Source organism: Nonomuraea sp. NPDC046570, from assembly GCF_040645915.1.
In the GTDB taxonomy this organism is placed as follows: domain Bacteria; phylum Actinomycetota; class Actinomycetes; order Streptosporangiales; family Streptosporangiaceae; genus Nonomuraea.
Genome location: NZ_JBEYZF010000047.1, coordinates 1 through 24885, shown reverse-complemented (window position 1 = coordinate 24885; position 24885 = coordinate 1). Strand labels below are relative to the sequence as shown.

The window sequence follows — 24885 nt, the reverse complement described above, 5'->3', positions numbered from 1 at the left end:
CTAACATGAACAGGAGCACGGGCGTGAGAGCACCATCTCGTCCGCTCGGCGCGGCGATCGGCGCCGTCCTCGCCCTGTCCCTCTCCGGCTGCGGGTCGTCCGCCCCGGAGGGGACCGGTCAGGTGAAGCTGACCCTCTGGCACAACAGCGCGGACCCGGCGCCGCTGCTGGAGATGTACAAGAAGTTCGAGAAGCAGTCCGGCCACAAGATCGAGCTCGTGTCGATCCCGTCCGACGGCTTCGAGGACACCACCCAGACCAAGTGGGCCACCGGCGACCGCCCGGACGTCCTGGAGTACCACGCGACGGTGAGCGGCCTGCTCGCCCTCAACCCGGCCGAGAACCTGCGCGACCTGACAGGCGAGGCGTACATCGCCAGGTCCGGCGACCTCTACCAGGCCGCCGGGTCCGTCAACGGCAAGGTCTACGCCGCCATCACCGGCTTCCCCCAGGTCTTCGGCCTCTACTACAACAAGAAGGTCTTCACCGCGGCCGGGCTGACCCCGCCCACGAACTTCGCCGAGCTCGCCGCCGCCTGCCCCAAGCTCAAGGCCGCCGGGGTCACGCCGGTCTTCGAGTCGGGCGGGTCGATCTGGCCGGTGCAGATCCTGCCCATCCTCTACCTGGCAGGCGCCAACCAGTCCAACGCGTACGGCAAGGCCATCGCGGGCCACAGCAGCACGCTGGCCGACGCGGGCTCGCCCTTCGTCTCCGGCCTGACCGCCTACGCCAAGCTGAAGGCCGACGGCTGCTTCAACAAGGACATCGTCACCGCCAAGTTCGAGGACTCCATGAAGGCCCTCGTGACCGGCAAGGCCGCCATGGTCGCCCAGCACTCCGACATGCTCCCGGCCCTCCTCGCAGCCGCGGGCGGCGATCAGAAGACCGTCGACGAGTCCGTCGGCTTCGTCGGCCTGTCGAGCGACAAGCCGCTCGTGACCTACGCGCCCGGCCCGATCGGCACGTTCTACCTGCCCAAGACCGGTGACGCGGCGCGGGAGAAGGCGTCGCTCGACTTCGTGCGCTTCATGACCGGCCCGGCCTACGCCGATTACATCACCGCGTCCAAGACCTTCCCCGTGTTCAAGGACGTGCCCGACCCGCAGGGCGTCTCGTCCGTGCTGCAGGACGTCAAGAAGGCGTACGACACCGGCGCGGTCATCGCCTTCAACTCCGACATCCCCGGCATGGGCGGGCTGGCCCAGCTCATGTCCGAGCTGATCGCCGGGCAGAAGGATCCGCAGAAGGCGGCGACCCAGCTACAGGGCCAGGTCGAGCAGGCGGCCAAGGCGGCAGGGCTGCCCGGATGGTGATGCGGAACAGGGCGGCCTGGCTGCCGTGGGCACTGCCCGCGATCGTGCTGGTCACGGTCTTCTTCGTCGCCCCGTTCCTGCTCAACGTCCGGTTCGCGTTCTCCTCCTGGACGAGCTTCCGGGCCGAGATCACCTGGAACGGGCTGGAGAACGTCCGCACGCTGATCGACCAGGACCTGCTGGCCAACGCGGTCACCGTGACCGTGCTGTACGCGATCCTGTGCATGGCGATCCAGAACACGGTCAGCCTCTCGCTGGCCCTGGCCCTCCAGCGGACCAGCGGGATCAACACCGTCTTCCGCTCGGCGTTCTTCCTGCCGACGCTCATCTCGCCGCTGGCCGCCGGATACATCTGGCGCGGGCTGCTCGCCCCCGACGGGGCGGTCAACTCCTTCCTCGGCGTCGAGTGGGCGTGGCTGGGCGAACCGTCCACCGCGCTGGTGGTGGTCGCGTTCATCGACGCGTGGAAGTGGAGCGGGCTGATCACCCTCGTCTACATCGCGGGCCTCAACTCCATTCCGAAGTCGCTGCTGGAGTCGGCGACCGTCGACGGGGCCGGGCCGTGGACCCGGTTCCGGCGGGTGGTGTTCCCGCTGCTCGCCCCGGCGCTGACCTTCAACGTGGCGGTCACGCTGGTGGGCGCGCTCAGCGCGTACGACGTGATCGCCGCCACCACCGGCGGCGGGCCCGGCGACCACACGCGGGCCCTGAACGTGGTGATGCGCCAGCAGTGGGGGCAGGGCTTCTTCGGCTCCGCCAGCGCGCTGGGGTTCACCGTGACGCTGCTGGTGATCGCCACCGCCGTGCCCCTCGTGTGGTGGCTGCGGCGCAGAGAGGTGACGGGATGAGAGCGGTCCTCAAGTACACGGCGCTGACGCTCTTCGCGATCCCGTGGGTGCTCGTGCCCATCTGGCTCGTGGTCGTCAACTCGTTCAAACCCGCGGGCGAGGCCGCCGAGCTGGGCCTCGGCCTGCCCAGGACGTGGGCGATCGCCGAGAACTACGGCATCGTGCTCGACCGGGGCGGCTACCTGATGGGGCTGGTCAACAGCCTCAAGGTGACCGTGCCGATCGTGGTGGCCGTGGTGTTCCTCGGCGCGGCGGCGGCGTGGGCGTTCGGGCGCAGCCGGTCGCGGTGGCTGCAGGTGGCCTACTTCGTGATGGGGCTGTCGATCCTGCTGCCGCCGTCGATCATCCCGACCGTCTACCTGCTGCGCGCCCTGTCGCTGGACGGCGGCTCGCTCGGCTACGTGCTGACGATGACCGGCTGCCGCCTGGGCATCGTGATCTTCCTGGCGACCGGATTCGTCCGGGCGTTCCCCCCCGACCTGGAGGACGCCGCCGCCATCGACGGCGCCTCCCGCCCGCAGGTCTTCGTCCGCATCCTGCTGCCCCTGCTGCGGCCGGTGCTGTTCGTCGGCAGCGTGATCCTGATCATCAACGTCTGGAACGACTTCTTCTTCGCCCTCTTCCTGCTCCAGGGCAGCGCGAACGCCACGCTGCCGCTGAGCCTGTTCCAGTTCGCCTCCGGCACCTTGCAGAGCCTGAACTGGAACCTCGTCTTCGCCCACGTCCTGCTCACCACGCTGCCCCTCGTGGCGGTGTACGTCGTCGCGCAGAAGCGCGTCCTGGCCGGTCTTACGGAAGGTGCACTCAAGGGATGACCACTCACGACATCGCGCTCGACTGGGTCAGGCGCGAGATCAAGGAGGGGCGGCTGCCGTGCGCGGTGTTCGGCGCCGCCACCTCCGACGGGATCCAGGTGCTGGAGGCCTTCGGCGAGCACGACGGCCGCGAGACCAGGACCGAGGACCACTTCGCGCTGTTCTCGGTGACCAAGCCGCTGATGGGGCTGGCCGCCCTGCGCCAGGTCGAGCGCGGGCTGCTGTCGCTGCGCCGCCCGCTGCGGGACGTACTGCCGAACTTCGCGCGGCCCGACGTGACGCTCTGGCACCTGCTCACCCACACCAGCGGCATCGCCGAGCAGACGCTCACGCCCGACGACCTGCTGCAGCACCTCGTCACCGCGCCGTCGATGTTCGAGGCAGGCACGCTCAGCCAGTACTCCAACCTGGCCTTCGCCGGGATCGCGGAGATGGTCCGCGACGTCACAGGCCGCGACGTGGCCGACGTGATCGACTCCGACCTGAACACGCTGGTGCCGGGCGGCGGGCGGATCACGTTCGACCCGGCGTGCGACGCGGCCGAGGTCCACGGCCTCGAACTGCTCGGGCCCGGCTTCGACTTCGACAAGTTCGTACGGCTCCGCCACCCGGCAGGGGCGCTGTTCTCCCGCGCCGAGGACCTCCTGGCGCTGGGCGGGGCGCTGCTGCGCGGCGACCGCGAGCTGATCCACCCGACCACCCTGGCCGCCATGACGACCCCGCAGACGACGGGCCTGGTCAAGCTGCAGCCCGACCCGGTCAACGCCGGGCAGGACTGGGGCCTCACCTGGAACCTGCGCCACTCGGCTCCCGGGCTGCTCGACCGGCGGCTGTACGGGCACGGCGGCGCCTCGGGGTGCCAGTGGTGGATTTACCCCGAGCAGGACGCGTGCTTCGTGCTGCTGATCAACGTGATGGCGCCGAGCCTGTACGGCGTCGACGTCGACGGTCTGCACAACGCCTTCACCACCGGGCTCGATGCGTGAACCGGGATTCGGGGGTGCTCGGAGTGCAGGTCTCAGGCGCGCAGGCGCCGTTCATCCGTCCGGCCCCGCCCGGTTCACGGGCGGGCCTGACGTGCGGTCTGGCGGATCCGGTGGGCGTGGACGAGCCGTCGCCCCGGCTGTCGTGGGACGCCCGGCTGCTCAGGGAGGCCACCGTGGTGGTGTCCTCGGACGGGCGCGAGGTGTGGCGGTCGTCCGTGCCTGCCGGATCGCACGGCGTGGACGTGCCGGATGAGCGGCTGGCGCCGCTGACGCCGTACACGTGGAGTGTGGAAGGGCACGCGACCGGCGCGTTCACCACGGGCCTGCGGGCGCGCGGTGGGTGGGACGCCCCCTGGCTGGCGGGCGACCCTCGGGCGGCGGTGAGCCTGCGCGGGTCGTTCACGTGGCGTCCCGCTCCCGGGCGCGCCTGGCTGGCCGCCACCGCGCTGGGCGTCTACCGGGCGCTGCTCAACGGGGTACGGCTGGGCGAGGAGGAGCTGGCCCCCGGCTGGACCGACTACTGCCACCGGACGCGCTACCGGCTGCTGGAGCTCACGGAGCTGCTCGTACCCGGCGAGAACGAGCTGGAGCTGTGGCTCGCTCCCGGCTGGTACGCGGGTCACGTCGCCGGCGGAGGCCCGCGCCGCTACGGCGACCGGCCCGCCGCCAGCGCCCAGGTGCTCGTGCGGGACGACGACGGGGTCCGCCGCGTGTTCGCCACGGACGCGGCCTGGACCCGGCGGGATCTCGGCCGCCCGCGCGCCGACCTGGTGATGGGCGAGACCGTCCAGGCCCCTTCCCTGCAGGTCGGACCCGCCGAGACGACGGCCGCCTCGGAGATCCTGGTGGAGGCCGACCCCGCTCCCCCGGTGCGGGTGATCGGCACGGTGCCCGCCGTGTCCGTGACCGAACCCGCGCCGGGCGTCCAGGTGGCCGACTTCGGGCGGAACGTCGTCGGGCGCGTACGGCTGCGCGTCGACGCGCCGGGCCCCGTACGGATCGTGGTGCGGCACGGGGAGGAGCTGACCGCGACCGGGCGGCTCTACACCGACAACCTGCGCACCGCGGACCAGCGTGACGAGTTCGTCCTCGGCCCCGGCTCGCACGTCGTGGAGCCCGCGTTCACCCTGCACGGGTTCCGCTACGCGGAGGTCACCGGCTGGCCGGGCGCGCTGACGCCGGACGACTTGGAGGCGGTGCTGCTGTCCTCCGCGCTCGCCGTCACCGGCTCGCTGACCGTGAGCGATCCCGCTGTACGGCAACTCGTCGCCAACATCGGCGCGTCGGCGGACGGCAACCTGGTGAGCGTGCCGACCGACTGCCCACAGCGCGACGAGCGGACCGGCTGGACGGCCGACATCTCGGTGTTCGGCTCGACGCTCAGCTTCCTGCGGCACACGCAGGCGTTCCTGTCCGGCTGGGTGACGACGCTGATCGACGGGCAGCGGGCCGACGGCGCGGTCCCGCATGTCGCGCCGGTCCTGCCCGAGTACGGATACGACTCCCCCGTGTGGTCCGACGCGCTGGTCGAGGTGCCGTGGCTGCTGTGGCGGCGCTACGGCGACGACCGCACACTGCGCCGCGCGTACGACCCGATGCGGCGGTGGGCCGACTACTGCCTGGCCCAGGCCGAGGGCGGCATCAGACCGGGCAGGGCCCTGGGCGACTGGCTGGCCCCCGGCACGATCGAGACGCCCAAGAGCCTCATCGCCACCGCCGCCCTCGCCCGCAGCCTCCGCCTGGTCGCACACGTGGCCGACGTGCTCGGCGAGCCGCACGCGCCGGAGTACGGCGAGGCGTTCACCCGCGTGTCGGGCGCCTTCCAGCGGGCCTTCCTCAGCGGGCCGAGGCTGCACACCGAGACGCAGACCGGCTACGCCGTCGCCCTCGCCTGGGACCTGGTCCCGCCCGAGGACCGGGCCGCGTCGGCGCAGGCGCTGGCCGAGCTGGTCCGCGCCGACGGGCACCGGCTCATGACGGGCTTCGTCGGCACCCCCCTGCTGCTGCCCGTGCTGTCGGAGACCGGCCACCACGACCTGGCGTGCCGGATCTTCAACCAGGAGGGCTATCCGTCCTGGCGCTACCAGCTCCGCGCCGGGGCGACGACCATGTGGGAGCGCTGGGACGCCTGGCACCACCGGCACGGTCTGCAGACGCCGGCCATGAACTCCTTCAACCACTACGCCTACGGCTGCGTGGGCGACTGGCTGTTCCGGCACGTGGCGGGCCTGGGCGACGACCCGCGCGGGACGGGTGGCGGCTTCGGCGAGCTGCTGCTGCGTCCCGGCCCCGTCCCGCTGCTGCGCCAGGCGCACGCCCGCTACGAGAGCGCGTCGGGCACTGTCGAGTCGGGCTGGCGGGCCGGGCCCGACGGGGTCCAGTTCACGTTCGCCGTCCCGGAGGGCGTGACCGCCCGCGCGGTGCTGCCCGTGCGCGGCGCGTGGGACGGGATGACCGTCAACGGCACCTTCCTCATGGGCCTCAGCGAGCAGCTGCCGACCACCAGGCTGGCCGACGGGGGCTGCGCCCTGAACCTGCCGCCGGGCCGCTGGTCGTTCACGGCCCCTGCGGCGGCCACGGCCCACCTACTCCAGGAGTGGGACGACCTGGGCTAGTGAGCTGGTTGTGAGGCTTGCGGTCACCACTCGTGTCGCTTGTCGTCACTGAGTGGTGACCCTGCTGGTCAGTCAAGGCAGAATCTCGACGTACCCGTCGCTTCCGTGCACGCGGATCCGCTGCCCATCGGGAATCAGCCGGGTGGCGTCCACCACACTGACGACAGCCGGCAGGCCGTACTCCCGTGCGATCACTGCGCCGTGTGTCATCAATCCTCCGACCTCCGTCACCAGGCCCGTGATGGCGACGAAGAGGGGCGTCCAGCTCGGGTCCGTGTGGGCCGTGACGAGGATGTCACCCGGTTCGAGATCAGCCTGGGCCATGTCCAGGATGACGCGGGCGCGCCCTTCGACGGTCCCGGCGGAGACCGGTAGGCCGATCAGGGCGCCGGTCGGCACGTCGTCGCGTCGGTACGCCCCGGCGATGGCCTCGCCGTCCGATGTGAGCACCCGGGGCGGCGTGAGCGCGTGGTACGACCGGAACGCGTCCTTGCGCTGCTGGATCAGCCTGTCATCCACCTGCTTCGAGCGCACGACGTCGTGGAGCTCCTGGAACGTGAGATAGAAGACGTCCTCCTTCTCGGGGAGCACGTTGGCCTGCACGAGGCGCTCGGCCTCTTCCAGCAAGGCCTGCTTGTAGACGAAGTAGCGGCTGACGATGCCGTACTTCGGGTACTCCCGGTAGCCGATGAAGGTCCGGACCCGGTCGATCATCCGCTTGGTCTCGTCGGCCTTGTGCTCCCCGTCCGGCAGTGCCCGCAGGCGTTCGAGCACCTCCTGCGCCTTCTTCCGCGCCTTCTGCCGTCCTTGCTCGAAGCGCCGCTTGGCGGCGCCCGGCTCGAAGTTCCTGACGTTGTCGAGGATCACGGGCACGAGCGTGGTGGGGCGTTCGCGCCAACGCGGCCTCGTGATGTCGATCTCGCCGACGCAGCGCATGCCGTACCGGTCGAGGTAGGCCTCGACGGCGTCGCGCGCTTCGGTCCCGCCCGCGAACTTCGGCAGCTCGTCCAGGAAGCCGTCGTCCTCGACGCCTTGTAGGAGCGCCACCACCTCCGGATGCGGGCGGATCACGTCGGCGACGTCGAGCAGCGCCAGTCCCATCTCCGACGTGACGTTGCCGGGGGCGGACAGCGTGAGGGTGTCGGCCGCGTTCTTCTCGCCCAGCCATTCCCGCAGCCGGTCGTTGAGCCACCAGGTGGCCTCCATCCCCGCCATGATCACCTGCATGCTCAATGGATCACTGAGGACTCGCTTGTGCTCCTGGAAGGCCTCCAGCAGGAAGTCGAACAGCGCCGGCCCGGTCTTCGTCCGGATGTCGCGCCGCAGGGCGGCGATGGAGGCCTGGCTGCGCTCGATCAGCTCGGTGACGATGGCCGGATCGGTCTCGATCGGGGCGGACGCGCCGCCGGCCGGCGGCCCGCCGGGAGCAGCCTCCGGGAGCGTCGGGACGAAGTCGTGGCGGTCGAGGACGGTCTCCAGCGCGTCCCTGATCAGCGGATCGCCCCTCCCCACCAGCTCCAGGAGGCCGGCGCGGCTCGCGGGCGAGGCCAGGTGCCGGGTGACGTCGACGAACAGCCTCCCGCCGGCCTCGTGCATCGGCGCCATGGCCGTCAGCTGCCACATGGAGAGCCCCAGTGGCTTCATGGGGTCGGTCATCATCTGCTGATGACCGACGGAGAGGTAGACGTGGTTCTCCCGGTCGCGGGCCGCGGGGATGGGGAACAGCGTGGTGATTGGCCGGCTCTGCACGATCTGGAAGTCATCGTCGACCAGGCACCATTCGATGTCCTGCGGGCGGCCGAAATGCGCTTCGATCCGCCGCCCGAGCTGCACGAGGCGCACGACCTGCGCATCCGTCAGCGCCGGCTGATCCTGCCGCTGCGGGTCGATCGCCACTTCCTGCGTCCCGCCTTCCGGCAGGGCGTGAACGGCACGCTGTTTGGCGGCGACCGCCTCGGCGACGACCTCGCCGTCGCGCACCTTGAAGACGTCCGGGTTCACCAGGCCGGAAACCAGGGCCTCGCCGAGGCCGAAGCCGGCGTCCACGGTGGCGACCTTCCGGTTGCCCGTGACGGGGTCGGCCGTGAACAGGATGCCGGCCGCATCCGGGAAGACCATCTGCTGCACGACCACGGCCATGTGGACCGTACGGTGGTCGATGCCGTTCCGCAGGCGGTAGGTCACGGCCCGCTCGGTGAACAGCGACGCCCAGCACCGGCTGACGTGCTGGAGGATCGCCGCCGGCCCCACGACGTTCAGGTACGTGTCCTGCTGGCCCGCGAAGGAGGCCGTCGGCAGGTCCTCTGCCGTCGCGCTGGATCGCACGGCGTAGGCGGCTTGCTCGCCGAGCTGGGCGAGCGCGCGGGTGATCGCCGCCGCCGGATCGCCCGGGATGGCAATCCCTTCGATGGTCCGGCGGATCTCCGCGCTGAGCGTGCGGACCGCCTCCCGGTCATCCGGGTTCAGGCGCGACAGCTGATCGAGCCGATCGTCGATCGACGGCGCTTCCGCCATGATCCGCCGGAAGGCGGCCGTCGTCACGCAAAACCCAGCCGGCACACGGATGCCTTCGATCCGTGACAGCCCGCCCAGGTGCGCGGCCTTGCCGCCAACGATCGCGACCTGCGTCTCGTCAACCTCTTGAAGATCCAACACGTACTGCTCGATCATTGCGATACCTCCGAGGCAGCCGTGCTCCGTTGCACCGCACTGGCCGATCGAATCACCGGCGCCTCGAGCTGTGTCGAACCTCTTGTTGGGCACGTCCTCATGTCTGGTTGGCTTCCCTCTGACGAGTCGGCCGGGCGCTGCGCCCGGTCGGGCGGCGCGCACCCCCGCACCTCCGCGCCAAGCGCCCGCAACTGCACCGCCACTCTCATCAGCGGTTCGAGGTCGCCGCGTCCCCCGTACATCGACAACACACCCATTTCCTCGTCGGTGCTGTGTCCGGCCGCCGATTCTGCGGCAAGACCCGGGTCTTGCCGCAAGCCCCCCTGTGCGCTATACGTTGGAAGTGGCAAGGAGTGAGATCTTCTTGCCTTTGCTTTTGTGCCCGCGCGCATACGTGCGAGCTGCCGTACCTACGGCGACACCGATCCGGAGCGCCGTTTCTGCTGGTCAGCCAAATGTTCGGCGGCCGGGCCCGCGGGTGACCCCGAGCTGGTTCACTGCCTCGACGACGGGCGCCGCGCCGTCCTCTGCCGAGACCTGGACCGACAGGGCCTGGGCTCGCTGCCGATAGGCCGGGTCGGTGACCGCGGTGGTGAGCGCGGCGGCCAGCCGGGCGGGCGTCATGCGGCGGAACGGGATCGCGGCCGGAGCCACGCCGAGTGCCGCCAGCCTCGACGCCCAGAACGGCTGGTCGTACATGACCGGCACGGCCACGGCGGGCACACCCGCCCGCACCCCGCTCCCGGTGGTGCCGCTGCCGCAGTGATGGGCGACGGCGGCCATGCGGGGGAACAGCCAGTCGTGCGGCACGTCGCCGACCGCCAGCACATCGTCCGAGATGCGTCCCCGCAGGCCGGTCTGCAGCACGCCGCGCAACCCGGCCCGCCGCAGCGCCTGCACGGCCAGCTCTGTGTACTGCTCGGCCCGTGTGCCCGCCAGGCTGCCGAAGCCGACGAAGACCGGTGTGGGCCCCGATGTCAGGAAGTCGCGCAGCACCGGATCCGGCTGCCAGCCTCGCGGCCGGAGCGGCCACCAGTAACCCGTGATCTCCAGCCCCGGCCGCCAGTCGGCTGGGCGCGGCAGCACCAGCGGGCTGACCCCGTGGAAGACCGGCCAGCGCGTGCTCTCCCGGCGCTGGTAGAGGGCGCGCGGGGTCATCGGGGGCAGCCCGAGCCGGGCCCGCATCTTCGTGCTCATCCCGGCGAGCAGCGGGCCGGCGGCGGGCAACTCGAACGCGAGCCGGGCCGCCCTGCGGTTCCCCCACCGCCCGAGCGACCGGCGGAACAGGCTCATGACCGGCGGAAAGTCCCCTGTGGGGTCGATCGGCTGCAGGTGCACCCCCATGCTCGGCACACCCATCGCCTCGGCGACGTGACAGCCCAGCGCGCCCGCCATGCCCAGCAGGAGCAGGTCTGCCTCCTGCTCGGCGATCTCGGCCAGGCCCGCCATGAGCTGCTCGCTGTATTCCTTGAACGCGCTGATGGAGAAGCGGCCGGTCAGCGCGGGGAGCGGGTCTCCGGGAAGCGGCAGATACTCCAGGCCCGCATCGGTCACCAGTTCCGCGTACGGCTCGTGCGCGGCGATGGCCACCTCGTGTCCGGCCTCGCGTAAGCGCACCCCCAACCCTGTGTACGGTGCCACGTCCCCCCGCGTACCGACCCCGATGATCAGAACCCGCATCCGCATCACCACCCATCTCGTTTGTCATGCAGTCGCATGATAAACGAGACGGTAAGCTTTTACCATGCACTCGCACGAGAAAGCGGTGGGCCATGCCGAAGATCGTCGACCATGACGACCGGCGACGGCACATCGCCGAGGCCGTGCACCGCATCATCCACGACAAGGGCATGGAGAACGTCAGCCTCAGGGAGGTCGCCGCCGAGGCCGGAATGTCCATGGGCGCGGTGCAGTACTACGTCACGACGAAGAACCAGATGCTGCTGCTGGCGCTGGAGCACATCGGAATCTGGATCGGCAACCGGGTGGCAGCCGTGGCCGCGCGCCAGTCCACGCCGCTCGACCTGCTGCGGGACACCGTGCTGGAGCTGTTGCCGCTGGACCACGAGCGCAGCTACCTGAACCGCATCGGGCAGGCGTTCCAGGCGAGCTCGGTGGTGGACGACGGCCAGGCGGCGGCGATGCGGCTCGGGCTGCCGCTCCTGCTGTCCCTCTTCGCCGAGCAGATCAGGGCCGCCCAGGCCGCCGGGCAGCTCGCCGCCCACCTGGATGCCGACAAGGAGGCGAGCATCCTGTACGCCTTCGCGCAGGGCATCGTGAACGCCACCCTGGTCGGGCACTACACGCCCGAGGAGGTCACGGCGTTGCTCGACTACCACTTGGCGCGGCTCCGCGCGGGGTGATGGTCGTAGCGGGAATCTTCGGCCGGTCCAAGCCGGAGCCGATTTCTGAGTTCAGCTCGAAGGCCTGCCAGCATTGCCGGCCGAGGCGGCCCGCCCGCGCGAGTTCCGTGATCAGGGGCTCGCAGACATGCGTGCGCGGATCGTGCCGGCCCGTGCGGCGCCGACGTCAGCCCCGGTCTCGGTCTAGGCCTCGGCCCAGAGTGCGGGCACGCTCCAGTGCGGCGGCCGACGCCTTGGCCACCGAGCCGCTGTCGAACGGGGGTTGCGGGTCGTACTCGGTGTAGAGCTGGATCGCCTGCGCGGTGGTGTCGTCGGTGAGCAGGGCGGCGAGCTGCAGCGCCATGTCGATGCCCGAGGAGACCCCGGCCGAGGTGATGATCCGGCCCTGCCGGACCACCCGCTCGGCCGTGTACACCGCGCCGTGGCCCTCCAGATCGGCGACCATGGCCCAGTGGGTGGTCGCGGTGAGCCCGTCGAGCAGCCCGGCGGCGGCCAGCACCTGCGAACCGGTACAGACCGAGGTGGTGAACCGGGTGGTGGCGTGCACCCGGCGCACCCAGTCGAGGAACTCCGGGTCGGCGATCAGCTCCTGGTTACCGGCCCCACCGGGGATGAGCAGCACGTCGCACGACTCGACCTCCGAGTAGCGCGTCCGCACCTCGACCGGCAGCGCGCCCAACACGTCGGTGATCAGACCCGGTTCGGGCGCGACGAAGCGCACCTTCGCGCCGGGCACATGCGCCAGGATCTCGTACGGGCCGATCGCGTCGAGCGGTTCGAAGCGCTGGAAGAGCGGAATCACGATGTCCATGCGGCGCAGCTTAACCAGCGGGCCCGTCCAGCAAGGAGCGCGCCCGGATCCGGAGCGAGGCCACTCTCGACGCGGCCGTCATCGACCTGATCGCCGACGTCCACCACGCCTGGAACAACCACCGCGAACGCCGAAAGCGCAATGCCGCCCTGCGCCGGCTCGAAGAACGCTGAGTGCTACCGCCAAAATCCGGTCCGGTCCTCCCCGGAGGCCTGGACCGGCCGCCTGCTGGCCCGGGATTGGACTTGCAACAACGGAACGGCCAGTGGCGGTAAAGGGCTCCCAGGACACCACCGATCCCCCCGAAGGCCGGCCGCGCGGGCCAAGCTCGCTGAACGCCGCCTGGCCGACCACTGGGCGGCGGGTGCCAGGGCTCACGGGCCAGGCACTGGCAGTCGGGTTACCGTCGTCCTCGTGGACATTCGCGTGGGCGAGCGGCCGCCGGTCGCGTTCAGCGGCGGTCACCAGTCCCTGCCGGTCTGGACGGGCGCCCACGGCTGAAGCCTCCCAGCCGCCGGAACGTCGGCCGTGACGCCGCCGCGTCGAACGGCCGCAAAGGCCCAGGTGGGAACGTTCCATATGCGAGGTCTGCCGGACCTGTTCTACCGTCTTCGGCAGCGGGCCCGCATCCATCGTTCGTTTCCCACAAAAAGAGGCTCTCCATGACCATCCTCGTTACCGGAGCGACCGGCACCGTGGGCAGGCACGTGGTCGATCGGCTCGTCGCGGCTGGACGGCCCGTCCGGGCGCTCACCCGCAACCCGGAGACCGCCGGGCTGCCCGAGGGCGTCGACGTCGTCAAGGGCGACCTGAACCGTCCGGGCGACCTGGCGTTCGACGGGGTGCGGAGCGTGTTCCTCGTCGCGGGCCTCTTCGATCCAGAGCACGCGACCGACCTGGCGGAGGCCTTCGTCAGCCGCGCCGTGGCGGCCGGGGTCGCCCGGATCGTGTCCCTGACCAGCTCTGGCGTCACGACCGGGCGGGGCGGCTACTACGAGATGCTGCACGCGGTGGAACAGGTCGTCGAGAAGTCCGGGGTGACCTGGACCCACGTGCGGCCGGGCGAGTTCGCCGTCAACAAGCTCGACGTCTGGTGCGAGTCCATCCGCAGGGAGAGCGTGGTCCGCAACGCCTACCCCGACGGCGTCGGCGTGCCGATCCACGAGGCGGACATCGCCGACGTCGCGGCGATCGCCCTGCTGGAGGACGGCCACGCGGGCCGGGCGTACGATCTGACCGGGCCGGAGGCGCTCACCCACCGGCAGCAGGCGGAGGCGATCGGCGCCGGGCTCGGCCGTGCGATCGCGTTCGAGGGGCTGACGTACGGGCAGGCTCGCCGGGCCTACATCGAGGCCGGGTTCCCGGCGGAGATCGCCGAGTTCGTCCTGGGCTACCAGGCCGAGTACGCCGAGGAGCCCCCGTCGGTCTCGCCCACGTTCGAGCAGGTGACCGGGAGGAAGGGCCGTACGCTCGCGCAGTGGGCGGCCGACCACGCCGCCGAGCTGGCCTGGGCCGCCTGACGGCGACGGCATGAGGCGGGGCCGGTGCTGCGGGGCCTCGGCCCGCCGCACCGCCCCGTTCGTTGCGCTGTTCAGCCACTTCATCCCCTGCGGGGTGTGGGAAGCGGTCTACATCATCGAGGGCCTGCTGAAGAACGCCTCGGAGATCCAGCCGGACACCATCTCGCCCTACATCACCCACGTCATCCGCCGGTTCGGCAATTGGATCCTCAACCTCAACCCACCGGTCGCCCCCACCACTCGTCTTGATCTCGAATCTCGCGTCCTGTTCGCCCCATAGGGGCCGCAGGCGGCTTCCTGCTCGCAGATCTTTGAACTATCGATATGGACGGACCGTGACGCCGCAGGTGATCTCCATCCGGGAGAACCGGGTCTCCTCGGTCACTCTTCTGCGGCGACTCGGGAACCACTCCCGCAAGAACCGGCTCTACCGCACTTTCCGTGAGCTCGGTCGCGCTGTACGCACCATCACGCTCCTGCGCTACCTGTCCGACCCGGATCTGCGCGAGCAGATCACCCAGGTCACCAACCGCAACGAGGCCTTCCACGGCTTCGCCGACTGGCTCATGTTCGGCGGCAAGCTGATCGGCCACAACGATCCCGACTGCCACGAGAAGATCATCAAGTTCAACGGGCCGCTGGCCAACTGCGTCATCTACCCCACTGCCTGCGACATTACCGACGCCACCAACGCCATCGCTGGCCCAAGGACGGTCCGTCGACCCCGACGATCTGGCGACCATCTCGCCCTACATCACGCACGTCATCCGCCGCTTCGGCAACTGGATCCTCAACCTCAGCCCGCCGGCGGCCGAGCCCACCACCCATCTCGATCTCGAATCCCGGGTCCGGGCCGGGGGATCGCTCCATGTCAGGCGAGCCAGCTCCGAACCTGCCAATACGCACTGCGGCCACCCGCCTGCAGCGCGACATCGGCGCCGGGCTCGCGCGCACCGAGCCGGTACGCGAGGTCATCCGCGAGATCGTCACCCGCACCCCGCTCAGCGGCGGAGTCCCGGCCAGCGCCAAAGCCTGGATCAGCCAGCTGGCCGAACTCGCCCGGCAGCTCGACGAAGACGAGATCGGGCGCCGGCACTGGCACCACGCCAAGCTGTACGCCGCCCTGATCGAGGCCCTCGGCGCACTCGGCGACGCCCACCCATCCGGCGGCCTGGAACGGCTACAGCCCCGCCGCTGAACCCCCGAGCCGGGCAATTGTTGAGCGACAGGATTCTGACAGTGCTTCGCGACACGATAGGTCGGTAGCGCATCGCTGTTGTCTTCTTGCCTTGGCCTGCCCTGCAGGAGTTACTCGCTCTGGGCCGGCTGCTGGGTATCGGTGTGCAGCACGAGGCCCTCGCCGGGGGCGGGCCGGAACCCTAGCCCGGCAAGGGCGGCATCGTCGATCGCGGCGACCACGCGCAGGGCGCCGGCTTCGGCCGCCTCGCCGACCGCGATACGCACCAGCGCGTCGCGTACCTCCGGTGGAACGCCGGGCAAGACGTGCACCAGGTCGAGACGGACGGTGGTGCGCTGCTCGTTCTCCCAGGACGCGGCCGCATGACCCACGAAGGGCTCGCCGCGCTCGTTGTCGACGTAGGCCTGCAGCCAGCAGGCGAGCCTGTCTCCGGTGATCAGCTGTCGGGGGATGGTCACGTCCAGCCCTGCCTTGGCCAGCCAGGAGCCGGCCTTGGACGGATGCGGGGGAACCGAGCTGATGAAGTAGCCGGTGGGGCAGACGTCGGGGGCATCGCGGGGGTCCAGCAGGACGTACCCGCTGCGGATCGTCCGGCGGCCGCGGCGGACCAGCCCGGTCGCGAGTTCTTCCGCGAGTCGGCCCGCGACGTCCGCGGCCCATTCGTACGCCGAGTGGACCGGCAGGCCGGTCCACGGACTCCGTGGTGCCGTCGGATACTCGACTGCGATGGCGTAGAGGTTCGGGTCTCGCGCAGCGACGCCCGGCTCGACGACGTGGGCGGCCTGGAGGGAGAGCCCAGGCACATCCATCACTGCCAAAGCGTAACGGGCGGAGGCCGGGATTCGCTTGGTACCCGCCCTCCTGCAGGACGGTTCTCGCGGGGGCCGCGTCACCGTGACCGTGTGACGATCGCGGCCTCCCCGGTGCCCAGAGCCATCGCGTGCGAGGAAACTCCCGCGAGATGGTCGACGGCGAACGCCCCAGGCGCCGCGCAATCTCCCGCACGCCAGCGTTCTGCGGCGTCCGCACTTCCGGCGCATGGACTAGTGAGATGCGGCGGAACGGACACCAGAACTCAAAACCAGTCACCTGGGCGCTCAACATTCTCGGCGCCGTGCGTCTGACCTCGCCGGTGAAACGCTTGTTCTTGTCCAAGGCGGCCTGCAGCGGCCCCTCGCTGATCTGGACCGCCGACCATCACACACCGGCCGGGCGCGGGTCGGTGGCCTCGGCCTTCTTGACCATGGTGACGTAGCTGGCCGCCTGGGAGGCGGCCTTGGGGTCCTTGTGGCGGGCGAGAGAGAAGGCGGTGTCCTCGGCCGTTACCGGAGACGTGCGGCAGATGCGCGCCGCGGAGCCGGGATCAGCGAACTTCGCGGCCGCCCCGGTGAACGCCCTTCGTCGAACGGGCCTTCGGGCTGCAGGCGCTCGGGGTGCTTCGTCACCCCACACCGCAGCCTGAAACACAACTCACCTCATGTGGTGGCGCCACCACTCGTATGACGTCGCCTTCGTTCAGCTTGGGAGGGAAGATGTTAGGAGGGGGACGTCCCGCGTTCATCGGCTCGTACGCCAAACTCCTGCGGCCGCCTCGTCCTCGTCAGCACCGAGGTGTGCGTGATCGCCCGCAAGGGTTGCAGGTCATGCCCACCGGCTTGATCCCCTCAGGCCGGGCGAGGAGGCACTCAGCCCCACGGGCAGATCGAGGTGGTAGAGCGGCAGGTAGGGCACCGCGCTGCCCGTCCTCACCGTCGGCGGGCCGATCAGTGCCCATGTGATGAGGATCTTCGCGGTCAAGGGTTCCTCCCCTTTCGAGCCGTGCCTTGAGGCAACAGCACCTGACTTACCTCTCGCTGAATCCCCCGCGCGCCGCAGCTATCTGAGATCCCCGCCCGTGTAGCTCCAGCGTCTTAGCGAGGCGAATGCTCCGAGCCGATCTCGGCCATCGCCGTGCCCTGAGGCTGTCAGGCCCGCTAGCAGCCGACTACGTATAAAGCCACAGAATGTGATTGGACGTTAGCGGGCAGAAGTCGAACCATGCTCACGTGATCTCGAGGGCGGGGGCATCGCTGGACCATGCGCGGGAGCGCTGGTGCTGACGCCTGCCCAGACCCAGACCGGGGACGCGAGGTCGCGCCGCGCTCTACCGCGCGGTACGGGCAGCCGCCGTCGCAGACGCTGCGCGGGCACTGACGGTCCCCGGCCAAGAGATGGCTCGTGGGTTCCCTCAGGCACATCCCTCCAGCCTGCTGTGCAGTGAGGACGGCTGAGGCCGCCGGGGAACACAAGACTGCTCTTTTCTGGCGTCTCCCTCTAGATTTCCCGGCACGGACACCGAGGAGGATGCGTTGACGGAGCTGTGGGCATTGGGCGCGTGGGATCTGGCGGAGCTGGTCCGCGGTGGAGAGGTGTCGTGCCGGGAGGTCATCGAGGCGCACCTACGGCGGATCGACGGCGTGAACCCCCGCGTGAACGCGATCACGGTCACGCTGCAGGAGGAGTCGCTCGCCGCGGCGGACGCGGCCGACAGGGCGCTCGCGCGGGGTGACGCGGTCGGCCCCCTGTGCGGCGTACCGATGACGATCAAGGAGAACATCGACGTCGCGGGGTCGGCGACGACGATGGGCATCGTCGCCCTGCGGGAGGCGATGGCGGCCGCCGACGCGCCCCCCGTCGCCGAACTGCGCGCGGCGGGAGCGATCCCGATCGGCCGGACGAACATGCCCGAGTTCGGCATGCGCTGGCATACCGACAACGCGCTGCGCGGCGCGACGGTCAACCCCTGGTCCGCCGAGCACACACCGGGCGGCTCGAGCGGCGGAGAGGCGGCCGCGGTGGCGACGGGAATGTCTGCGCTGGGAATCGGGAACGACGGCGCGGGCTCGCTGCGCTGGCCCGCTCAGTGTTGCGGCGTCAGCGCGTTGAAGCCCTCGCTGGGCAGGGTGGCACAGGCCGGGGAGCGGGCGGCCGGGCCGACTCCCTTCGCATTCCAGCTACTCGGCGTCCATGGTCCGATCGCCCGGCACGTGCGGGATCTGCGCCTGGCATTCGGCCACATGTGCGGACGGCCCGGCGGGGACCCGTGGTACGCGCCAGTGCCCCTGAACGGCCCGCCCCTGCCGGCGCCGGCGCGGATCTGCGTGGTGACCGATCCCGACGGAGCCGAGACGGACCCGGAGGTGGTCGGCGCGCTGAGGCGCGCGGCCGACGCGCTGGCCGACGCGGGCTACCTCGTCGAGGAAGGCCAGGCTCCGGCCCTCGTCCGCGCGAGTGAGATCTACACGCAGATCATGTCGAGCTACGGCCGGGTGCACCGCGAGCAGCCCCCTGTCGAGGCTGTCGCGTCCCCCGGGTTCGTGCACTTCTGGCAGGCTTACGAGCCGATCTGGACGCGAGCCACCGGGCAGCAGGCGTTCGACCCGATGATGGAGCGGGCGTCCATCGCGCGCCTGTGGAGCGCGTGGATGAGCCGTACACCGCTGGTGCTCGCGCCAGTTCGCACGCGTCCGGCCTTCCGGGTCGGATCTGATCTCGATCCCCAGTGGCTGGCCGACTGGCCGGACACGATGCGCCTGGCCGTGGTGGTCAACCTTCTCGGACTACCCGCGGTCGCCGTGCCTGTCGGGCCGGCCGGGGACCTGCCCCATGCCGTACAGATCATCGGTCCGAGGTTCCGCGAGGATCTGTGCCTGGACGCCGCCGCGGTGGTGGAGGCGGCGACCGGGGCGCTGACGCCGATCGACCCGCGCTGACCGCGGGTCGTCGGTCCCGGTCCCGCAGGAGGCGGGGCTTGATGGCCTCCTACGCCGGCCCGACCGAGCGGCGCCGCAAGTTCGAACGCGAGCCGGTGTGAGGCGCGCGCCTGTGCCGGACGGTGTGCGCCGCTGGCCCGTTCACCCTGAGCCTGGCCCCGGCGAAGCGCTCACTTCATGGCTCGGTCGTCTCGCCGGGCTGTACGGCCTGTCGGTCGAGCAGCTGCTGCCCCATAACCTCGGCTCGGCGTCGGCACGGTTCGACCGTGGCGCAGACCTGGATTACCAGACGCCCACGATCATCGTGCACGCGCTCGCCGAGCGGACCGGCGTCGCGATGAGCCGGCTGCGCCGGATGACGATCGCCGGATGTGTGCCGTGGCTGGCCGACACCCTGAATCCCGCCGACGGCCAGAAGGGCCGTTCTTGAAATGGCTGGACTGAAGTTGATGGGATCCCGTCTGGTCATTGAGATCAGGCGGGATCTTGTCGTTTCAGGGGTTTCCGAATCGGGTTCGTCCTGGTTTGGGAGTCGCGGAACAGGTGTCCGGGAAGGCCCGAGTAGTGTCAGGCCGCTGGTGGAGGTCCAAGCTCGCGTCACTGGGCATGCCGACGCCGGCTCCGGGCTGGGTGCTGGGACAAGGTGATCTGAAGTGCGAATTATGGGACGGGTGGTGGCCTGCTCCGGCCCATGAGCGGTGTGCGGTCGATGGGCTCTGCTGGGATCTCGAGGATGTCGGCGGGTGCGTCGGGCTCGTCTGGGGGCTGGTGGATGTGGCGCCACTGGTCGAGGAAGTGGTCGTTGGCGACGGTGACGAGCAGCGCGACCAGGATGGTCTGGGCCTGTCGAGGTGGCCGAGGTCGTCTTTGCGCAGGGTGATGGTGTGCTGGTGGCAGATCTTCGGCAGTTCCATTGGAAGCGGAGGGCGCCGTCTGTGGTCGGGCTCTGTTTGAGTCGCAGCAAGTACGGCTCTCGCGCGGTGATCAGCGCGGTGAGTTCTTGCGATGGGGTGCGGATGGCGGCGTCGTCCAGACCGGTGGTGGCGCGGGCGAGCCGGTCAGGCATCAGGGGGCAGGCCAGGGAGCCGTCGATGAGCAGGGCGCCGTGGGCGCTGCCCTGCACTCCCCGCTGGTCGACTTTGTAATCGAGTGCGAGTCGGTAGCCGAGTTCGCGTGCGGGTTGGGCGAAGTGGCCGGGTTGCTGGTCGGTGTAGGCGCGGTCGACGACGGCGAAGGCTGCGGGAAAGAGCCGAGTGCCGGGCGGGTGCGGGCGGCGACGGGGAGGGTGGCGCTGTAGCCGTACTCGGGTGGGGCGTTGCCGGCCGAGTGGTGCCAGCCCGCGGTGATCTCGGTGGAGGCGATCAGCTCTCCGGTGGAGCGGCGAGTTCGGGGTGGGCGGGCGAAGACCGGGACGGCGGTGGTGTCGATGCCGACGTCGCCGCGGAATCCTGCCAGGTAGCCGCGGCCTTTGCCCCAGCGGACCGGGGTGAGCACGAGCGCGGTGACGATGTCTTGCAGCAGGTCCCGCTTGCGGGTGCGGTCGGGATCGTCGTCTTCCCAGGCGGCCAGCTGCCAGGCTTCGGCCAGGGTGACTTTGCCGCTGTGGTGGATCGAGACCATCAGCAGATGAGCGCGGCCCGGATGGACATACCCGCCGGTCCGGGGCGTGGGCCGAGCTCGGCGTCGATCAACGCCATGATGCCGGAGTCGTCCAACAGCCGGGCGTAGTGGCTGGTGACGGCGTCGGGGACCTGTGCCGTCTGCTTGGTGGGAGGCCGGGGTCGGGTGACACGGGCTCGGGTGGTGCGCGTCGGCCAGGCGCGTGGCTTCGCCGTACTCACACGTCGCGAGCGCCTCTGACAGAGGACGAGCGCCTGGCCGCCCTCCGGCGTCTGCTGATCGATGCTCACGTTCCCCAGCGTCTGCGGGTCGTCGGCATCATCGTGCTCCTCTACGCACAACCCCTTACCCGGGTCGTTCGGCTCACCGTCGATGACCTGTTGCGTGACGGAGAAGACGTGTTCCTGCGCCTCGGGGAACCGCCCTCGCCCGTCCCCGAGCCGGTCGCAGCCCTGCTGCTGGACTATATTGCGGCTCGCGACAACATGAACACCGCCACCAACCGCGCCTCTAGCTGGTTGTTCCCTTGCCGCCGAGCAGGCCAGCCCTGCCGCCCCGACCATCTGTCCGCCCTCCTCAACGAGATCGGCATCCCAGCGGCCGCTCGCGGTGCTGCGATCCGGCAGCAACTCCTGGAGATGGCTGCCCCCGTAGTCGCCGACGCGCTCAGCTACCACGACAAGACCACCGCCCGCCTCCTTCGGGAAGGTGGTGGAGGCTGGAACCGCAACGCCGCCGGGGAGCACGGAACGTCACCATCAAGCCACGAGAACGACGACTCACGACAGTTGAATAGGCGAACCTCACCAGTGAAGTACATTACGGGACACTACGGTCGTCGGTGAGCTACCGGGGGCCACTTGCGGAGCCACTGGCTCCGCCTCAAAGATCGTCCGATGGACATGTTGCCCAAAGTCGACGCCCTGCTCGTGGTGCGTACCGACTTTTCCGACCAGGAACGATGGCAGGCCGTACGCGACTCGCTCGGCGACACCGACAAGGACGGCTGGATGAAGGAGTTCTCGGCCAAGGTGGAGGTCGTCGAGGACCCCGCCTATCAAGGCCTCACCTCGCAGCAGATCCTCGCCCTGCTCCCGGACGGCTATAAGGACCGGCTCCTCGTCATCGCCGACAAGGTCACCATTGATTCGCAGGAGATGCCGTTCCTGGTCATCGAGCTGGAATACCCATGGGAGATGCGCGTCATCCCCTCCGAGCTTCCCTCGATTCACGCCAACGTCTTCATCGGCAACATGGAATTCGGAGAGTTCGCCGAGGACGCCGATGCGGACGGCGTCTTCCGGGGGTTCCACTGCTGATCGCTACGCCGCCGGGGAGCACGGAACGTCACCAATCAATAAGGCATGGGGACGACAACTCGCGACAGTTGAATACGCGTCTCCACCAGTATCAACCCCGTACTCCTGTAAGACCGCCCGCACCTGGACGCCTGACGCCGCTGTCGAGGCCTTGATCCTGCCTGGCCCGGGCGGGGGATCGCTGAAACGGTGTTCAGTCCCCAGCAGGGGTGTAGCAGTGCTCCCAAGTGAGCAGATCGTAGGTTCGTCCCTTGTCGGTGACGGTTTCGGGTGCTGCGTTGCAGGGGTGGAAACCGGCGGATCGCGCCACGGCGATGCTGGGGTGATTGTCGGGTTCGATCTCCAGGATCACCCGCGGCAGGTCCAGGGCGGTGTGCGCGTACTGGGTGATGGTTTGCACGGCTCTGGTGGCCAGGCGTTGTCCTCGGTGAGCAGCCCCCACCACGTAGCTGATACTGCCGGTGGTCTGGTTGAGCAGGACCTCGCCCAGGGGCTGTTGGTCATCGATGGTGATGGCCAGATGAAGGCGTTTGTTCTCCTTGCGTGCCCGGTGGGCGTTGTCGAGGTAGCGCCGTGCGGCGGCCTGGTCGAACGGTGATTCCAAGGGAGTCCGGTAGGCGACGTCGGGGTCGTCAAACAATTCCCGCATGACGGCCAGGTCGCCGCTGGTCCATTCCCGAAGCCGCAGACCATGGGCGGTGAGCCAGAGGGAAGGCATCTCCATGAGACCGTCATCCTGTCTGAAGTCGATCGAGCAAAGCAAAACCCTCACCGCCGGCTCGACCCCGGTTGGCCACCTCCGAGGTCGTCCGGGCTCCGGGGCGTGGTCAGTAACGCATGCGATCACCGGCGGCGGCCGCTGGGGCCGAGCAGACAGGTGACCTCGGCGATCGCCTCCGGCGAGGGCTGGAAGTAGCGGCGCACGTTCTCGGTCTTCTTGTGCCGGGACTTGGCCATCAACATCAACAGGCTCGCGCCGCCCTCACCCAGATGCGTCAGCGCCGAATGCCGCAGCTCGTGCGGGTCCCAGCCGGTGCCCTCGGCGGATTGGCCTTGGTCTGCACCGCCTTACGGATCGCGTCCTCAGCGACCTGCCGGACCCGAGCCCGGCTCGTACACCACCTGCAGCCGTTCCCGGACGAACTGGCGCGGTCTGACCATGACCTCCGACGGCCTGCGTGCGCCTGTTGCAAGACCTGCGCCGGAGTCTGCTCCAGCCGCCCCGCCGTCTACGACCGCACATCGGAACCGAAACATCGCCGGGCCGCCGGGTGGAACAAGAAACGGCTTGATCGCGTGACCCGGCGATCAGGTGTTGACCATGGACGGCCGAGGACATGGCCGACGGTTTCGGCCGGTTAGGGGTTCCTCCTGAAAGTCATGTCCATCCAGTGCTCCCAGGTGGAACCATTGTCGGTGCGCTCCCACCGTGCGGTCATGGTGGTGCCGTCTTCGGCGATCGCCAGTCTGGCCCGCTCGGTCTCGCTGGTGAACGTCCACAGGCCGTCGTCGTCCACGCTCGCGTGCATGGTGACGAAGTTGCCGTGATTGTCGAAGGAGCGCATCGGGTAGGTCCGGGTCGCCGGGTCATACGGGCCGATCATTTCGATGACCTCGACCTTGTCATCATTCATCTGCACGTCCACGCGATGGATGAGGAAGAACCCGCCATCCAGCCACTCGTAGGTGTCGGAGCCGACGATTCGCACTGCCGGCTGCGAGGAGGTGGCCACCGTCTGCCCTTCAGATCTCCAGCGCCCGACCAGTGCGTCCAGACGCTTGTTCTCGGGCCGTGGGGTGACGTCGTTCGTCATACATCCTCCTGTGTAAGATACTGCTTAAATACTTACGCATCTTGGAGTGTGCCGCAACCGGACCGCTGAGAGGAGGAGTCGGTGGACGAGACGCTGCGGGCGATTGCCGACCCAACACGTCGCGCCATCCTCATGCTGGTACGCGACCGTGAGATATCTGCTGGCGACATCGCCGCTCACTTTCCCGCCATCAGCCGGCCCGCGGTCTCCCAGCACCTGCGGATCCTCGTCACGGCTGGGCTCATCCAGGTCCGCCGGGAGGGCAACCGGCGCTTTTACCGGCTACGCCCCCACGGGCTGACCGAAGCCGCGGCCTTCTTCGAAACCATGTGGTCGGCCCCGCTCCAGCGCCTCAAACAGGCGGCCGAACACGAACAACACACACCCGCCACCGCCGAGGAGGAGCCGACGGAGCCATGCTGAACGCCGAACCGAACAAGACCATCGAACAGACCCTCTGGATCCAGGCGCATCCGGAGACGATCTGGCGGTTCCTCACCGACCCCGAACGCCTAGCGCAATGGTGGGGCCAGGCCCAGGTAGACGCCCGCCCCCACGGCCCCCTACGCGTCCAGATGCACGACGGTCCCCGCCCCGTGATGCGCGGACACTTCCTCGAACTCGTGCCCCACGAGCGGATCGCATTCACCTTCGGGTGGGAACCCACCCCCGGAGCACCCGACATCCCGCCCGGGACCTCCCGCGTCGACATCACCCTCACCCCAGACGGCAACGGCACAAAGCTCACCCTGCGCCACAGCGGCCTCCCAGCCGCGCTCGAAGACGAGACCAACCACGGCTGGGCACATCTACTCAACCGTCTCAACCACCAAGCACGGCGCCACCACCACAACTAACGCCGACGTCCGACATCAAAATCATCCATGTGATCGCCACCGACCGGGTCGCCACCCCTGGACCCAAACGCGCCGACCTGTGGTGGTCGGGCAAGCACAAGCACCACAGCGGGAACGTGCAGGTCATCTCCGCACCGGACGGCTGGCCGCTATGGGTGTCCGACGTCCGTCCCGGCCGCGAGCACGACATGACCTGCGCCCGCCGGCACGGGGTCATCACCACGCTCACCGCCGTCCGCCCTGAGTTGCCGGCCCTGGCCGACCTGGGCTACGAAGGCGCCGCCGACGGGGTGCGTGTCCCCGTCAAGAAGAAGGCCGGCCAGCCCAAGCTCGGTCATGACCAGCACACCTACAACAAGCTGCTCCGAGGCTTGCGAGGAGTTG

24 protein-coding genes and 4 pseudogenes are annotated in these 24885 nt (G+C 69.6%); 16 read left to right on the top strand and 12 right to left on the bottom strand.

Features of this window, described 5'->3' with window-relative positions:
* Window positions 1–23: 23 nt before the first annotated feature.
* From ABZ911_RS38870 to ABZ911_RS38850, 5 genes are read left to right on the top strand one after another with little or no spacing between them, the layout of a single operon-like run.
* Window positions 24–1313: an ABC transporter substrate-binding protein gene (locus ABZ911_RS38870; protein WP_358068190.1), complete on the top strand. Its 1290-nt coding sequence runs from the start codon at window positions 24–26 to the stop codon at window positions 1311–1313.
* The gene (locus tag ABZ911_RS38865; RefSeq protein ID WP_358068187.1) at window positions 1313–2161 is read left to right on the top strand and encodes a sugar ABC transporter permease; all 849 of its coding nucleotides are present in this window, start codon (window positions 1313–1315) and stop codon (window positions 2159–2161) included. Before ABZ911_RS38870 ends, ABZ911_RS38865 begins: the two co-directional genes overlap by 1 nt.
* Complete coding sequence (locus ABZ911_RS38860) at window positions 2158–2976, top strand: carbohydrate ABC transporter permease (protein WP_358068184.1); 819 nt, start codon at window positions 2158–2160, stop codon at window positions 2974–2976. Before ABZ911_RS38865 ends, ABZ911_RS38860 begins: the two co-directional genes overlap by 4 nt.
* Window positions 2973–3962: a serine hydrolase domain-containing protein gene (locus ABZ911_RS38855; protein ID WP_358068181.1), complete on the top strand. Its 990-nt coding sequence runs from the start codon at window positions 2973–2975 to the stop codon at window positions 3960–3962. Before ABZ911_RS38860 ends, ABZ911_RS38855 begins: the two co-directional genes overlap by 4 nt.
* A gap of 14 nt (window positions 3963–3976) precedes the next feature.
* Window positions 3977–6577, top strand: coding sequence for a family 78 glycoside hydrolase catalytic domain (locus tag ABZ911_RS38850; protein ID WP_358068178.1), 2601 nt, complete (start codon window positions 3977–3979; stop codon window positions 6575–6577).
* 72 nt (window positions 6578–6649) lie between these two features.
* On the opposite strand, the gene rph is transcribed toward ABZ911_RS38850, so the two are convergent.
* Window positions 6650–9409 carry a rifamycin-inactivating phosphotransferase gene (rph, locus tag ABZ911_RS38845; RefSeq protein ID WP_358068175.1) on the bottom strand — a complete coding sequence of 920 codons (2760 nt, stop codon included), beginning with the start codon at window positions 9407–9409 and terminating at the stop codon, window positions 6650–6652.
* Window positions 9410–9694: 285 nt separating this feature from the next.
* Window positions 9695–10927 carry a glycosyltransferase gene (locus ABZ911_RS38840; RefSeq protein WP_358068172.1) on the bottom strand — a complete coding sequence of 411 codons (1233 nt, stop codon included), beginning with the start codon at window positions 10925–10927 and terminating at the stop codon, window positions 9695–9697.
* 92 nt (window positions 10928–11019) lie between these two features.
* Here ABZ911_RS38840 and ABZ911_RS38835 point away from each other — a divergent pair, with 92 nt between their 5' ends.
* Complete coding sequence (locus tag ABZ911_RS38835) at window positions 11020–11610, top strand: TetR/AcrR family transcriptional regulator (protein WP_358068169.1); 591 nt, start codon at window positions 11020–11022, stop codon at window positions 11608–11610.
* A 166-nt stretch (window positions 11611–11776) separates the two neighbouring features.
* Here ABZ911_RS38835 and ABZ911_RS38830 read toward each other — a convergent pair whose 3' ends face one another.
* Complete coding sequence (locus ABZ911_RS38830; protein WP_358068166.1) at window positions 11777–12421, bottom strand: DJ-1/PfpI family protein; 645 nt, start codon at window positions 12419–12421, stop codon at window positions 11777–11779.
* A gap of 662 nt (window positions 12422–13083) precedes the next feature.
* Here ABZ911_RS38830 and ABZ911_RS38825 point away from each other — a divergent pair.
* The 4 genes and pseudogenes from ABZ911_RS38825 to ABZ911_RS38810 all read left to right on the top strand — a co-directional run bounded on the left by ABZ911_RS38825 (window position 13084) and on the right by ABZ911_RS38810 (window position 15139).
* The gene (locus tag ABZ911_RS38825; protein WP_358068163.1) at window positions 13084–13941 is read left to right on the top strand and encodes an NAD(P)H-binding protein; all 858 of its coding nucleotides are present in this window, start codon (window positions 13084–13086) and stop codon (window positions 13939–13941) included.
* A gap of 10 nt (window positions 13942–13951) precedes the next feature.
* Window positions 13952–14221, top strand: a complete 270-nt coding sequence (locus ABZ911_RS38820; RefSeq protein WP_358068160.1) for a Tn3 family transposase — start codon at window positions 13952–13954, stop codon at window positions 14219–14221.
* Window positions 14222–14276: 55 nt separating this feature from the next.
* Window positions 14277–14627: pseudogene (locus ABZ911_RS38815) on the top strand (Tn3 family transposase); the annotation flags it as partial.
* Window positions 14628–14809: 182 nt separating this feature from the next.
* Window positions 14810–15139, top strand: a complete 330-nt coding sequence (locus ABZ911_RS38810; RefSeq protein WP_358068233.1) for a hypothetical protein — start codon at window positions 14810–14812, stop codon at window positions 15137–15139.
* Window positions 15140–15249: 110 nt separating this feature from the next.
* Here the strand turns inward: ABZ911_RS38810 and ABZ911_RS38805 are convergent, their stop codons facing one another.
* From ABZ911_RS38805 to ABZ911_RS38790, 4 genes and pseudogenes are all read right to left on the bottom strand, one after another.
* Window positions 15250–15948, bottom strand: coding sequence for a hypothetical protein (locus ABZ911_RS38805; RefSeq protein WP_358068227.1), 699 nt, complete (start codon window positions 15946–15948; stop codon window positions 15250–15252).
* Between the two features lie 142 nt (window positions 15949–16090).
* Window positions 16091–16156 (bottom strand): annotated as a pseudogene (locus ABZ911_RS38800) (helix-turn-helix domain-containing protein); the annotation flags it as partial.
* Between the two features lie 180 nt (window positions 16157–16336).
* Complete coding sequence (locus ABZ911_RS38795; RefSeq protein WP_358068157.1) at window positions 16337–16606, bottom strand: hypothetical protein; 270 nt, start codon at window positions 16604–16606, stop codon at window positions 16337–16339.
* 174 nt (window positions 16607–16780) lie between these two features.
* Window positions 16781–16936 carry a hypothetical protein gene (locus tag ABZ911_RS38790; protein WP_358068154.1) on the bottom strand — a complete coding sequence of 52 codons (156 nt, stop codon included), beginning with the start codon at window positions 16934–16936 and terminating at the stop codon, window positions 16781–16783.
* A gap of 551 nt (window positions 16937–17487) precedes the next feature.
* On the opposite strand from ABZ911_RS38790, the gene ABZ911_RS38785 reads away from it, so the two are divergent.
* Window positions 17488–18891, top strand: coding sequence for an amidase (locus ABZ911_RS38785; protein ID WP_358068151.1), 1404 nt, complete (start codon window positions 17488–17490; stop codon window positions 18889–18891).
* A gap of 112 nt (window positions 18892–19003) precedes the next feature.
* A complete protein-coding gene (locus ABZ911_RS38780; protein ID WP_358068148.1) occupies window positions 19004–19321 on the top strand; it encodes a TniQ family protein in 318 nt (105 codons plus the stop codon).
* Window positions 19322–19956: 635 nt separating this feature from the next.
* On the opposite strand, the gene ABZ911_RS38775 is transcribed toward ABZ911_RS38780, so the two are convergent.
* Complete coding sequence (locus ABZ911_RS38775) at window positions 19957–20511, bottom strand: hypothetical protein (protein WP_358068145.1); 555 nt, start codon at window positions 20509–20511, stop codon at window positions 19957–19959.
* On the bottom strand, window positions 20511–21257 hold the full coding sequence (locus ABZ911_RS38770) for a hypothetical protein (RefSeq protein ID WP_358068142.1): 747 nt from the start codon (window positions 21255–21257) through the stop codon (window positions 20511–20513). Before ABZ911_RS38770 ends, ABZ911_RS38775 begins: the two co-directional genes overlap by 1 nt.
* A gap of 150 nt (window positions 21258–21407) precedes the next feature.
* Here ABZ911_RS38770 and ABZ911_RS38765 point away from each other — a divergent pair, with 150 nt between their 5' ends.
* Entirely contained in the window at window positions 21408–21830 is a 423-nt protein-coding gene (locus ABZ911_RS38765) for a hypothetical protein (protein WP_358068139.1), read from the top strand.
* 193 nt (window positions 21831–22023) lie between these two features.
* Here ABZ911_RS38765 and ABZ911_RS38760 read toward each other — a convergent pair whose 3' ends face one another.
* From ABZ911_RS38760 to ABZ911_RS38750, 3 genes and pseudogenes are all read right to left on the bottom strand, one after another.
* Window positions 22024–22554, bottom strand: a complete 531-nt coding sequence (locus ABZ911_RS38760) for a GNAT family N-acetyltransferase (RefSeq protein ID WP_358068136.1) — start codon at window positions 22552–22554, stop codon at window positions 22024–22026.
* Window positions 22555–22673: 119 nt separating this feature from the next.
* Window positions 22674–22853 (bottom strand): annotated as a pseudogene (locus ABZ911_RS38755) (site-specific integrase); the annotation flags it as partial.
* 335 nt (window positions 22854–23188) lie between these two features.
* Window positions 23189–23644 (bottom strand): DUF1579 family protein, encoded by a 456-nt coding sequence (locus ABZ911_RS38750; protein WP_358068133.1) that lies wholly within the window; start codon window positions 23642–23644, stop codon window positions 23189–23191.
* Window positions 23645–23725: 81 nt separating this feature from the next.
* On the opposite strand from ABZ911_RS38750, the gene ABZ911_RS38745 reads away from it, so the two are divergent.
* The 3 genes and pseudogenes from ABZ911_RS38745 to ABZ911_RS38735 all read left to right on the top strand — a co-directional run.
* Window positions 23726–24067: a metalloregulator ArsR/SmtB family transcription factor gene (locus ABZ911_RS38745; RefSeq protein ID WP_358068131.1), complete on the top strand. Its 342-nt coding sequence runs from the start codon at window positions 23726–23728 to the stop codon at window positions 24065–24067.
* A complete protein-coding gene (locus tag ABZ911_RS38740; RefSeq protein WP_358068128.1) occupies window positions 24061–24501 on the top strand; it encodes an SRPBCC domain-containing protein in 441 nt (146 codons plus the stop codon). Before ABZ911_RS38745 ends, ABZ911_RS38740 begins: the two co-directional genes overlap by 7 nt.
* Before the next feature lie 29 nt (window positions 24502–24530).
* Window positions 24531–24885, top strand: a pseudogene (locus ABZ911_RS38735) (transposase family protein); the annotation flags it as partial.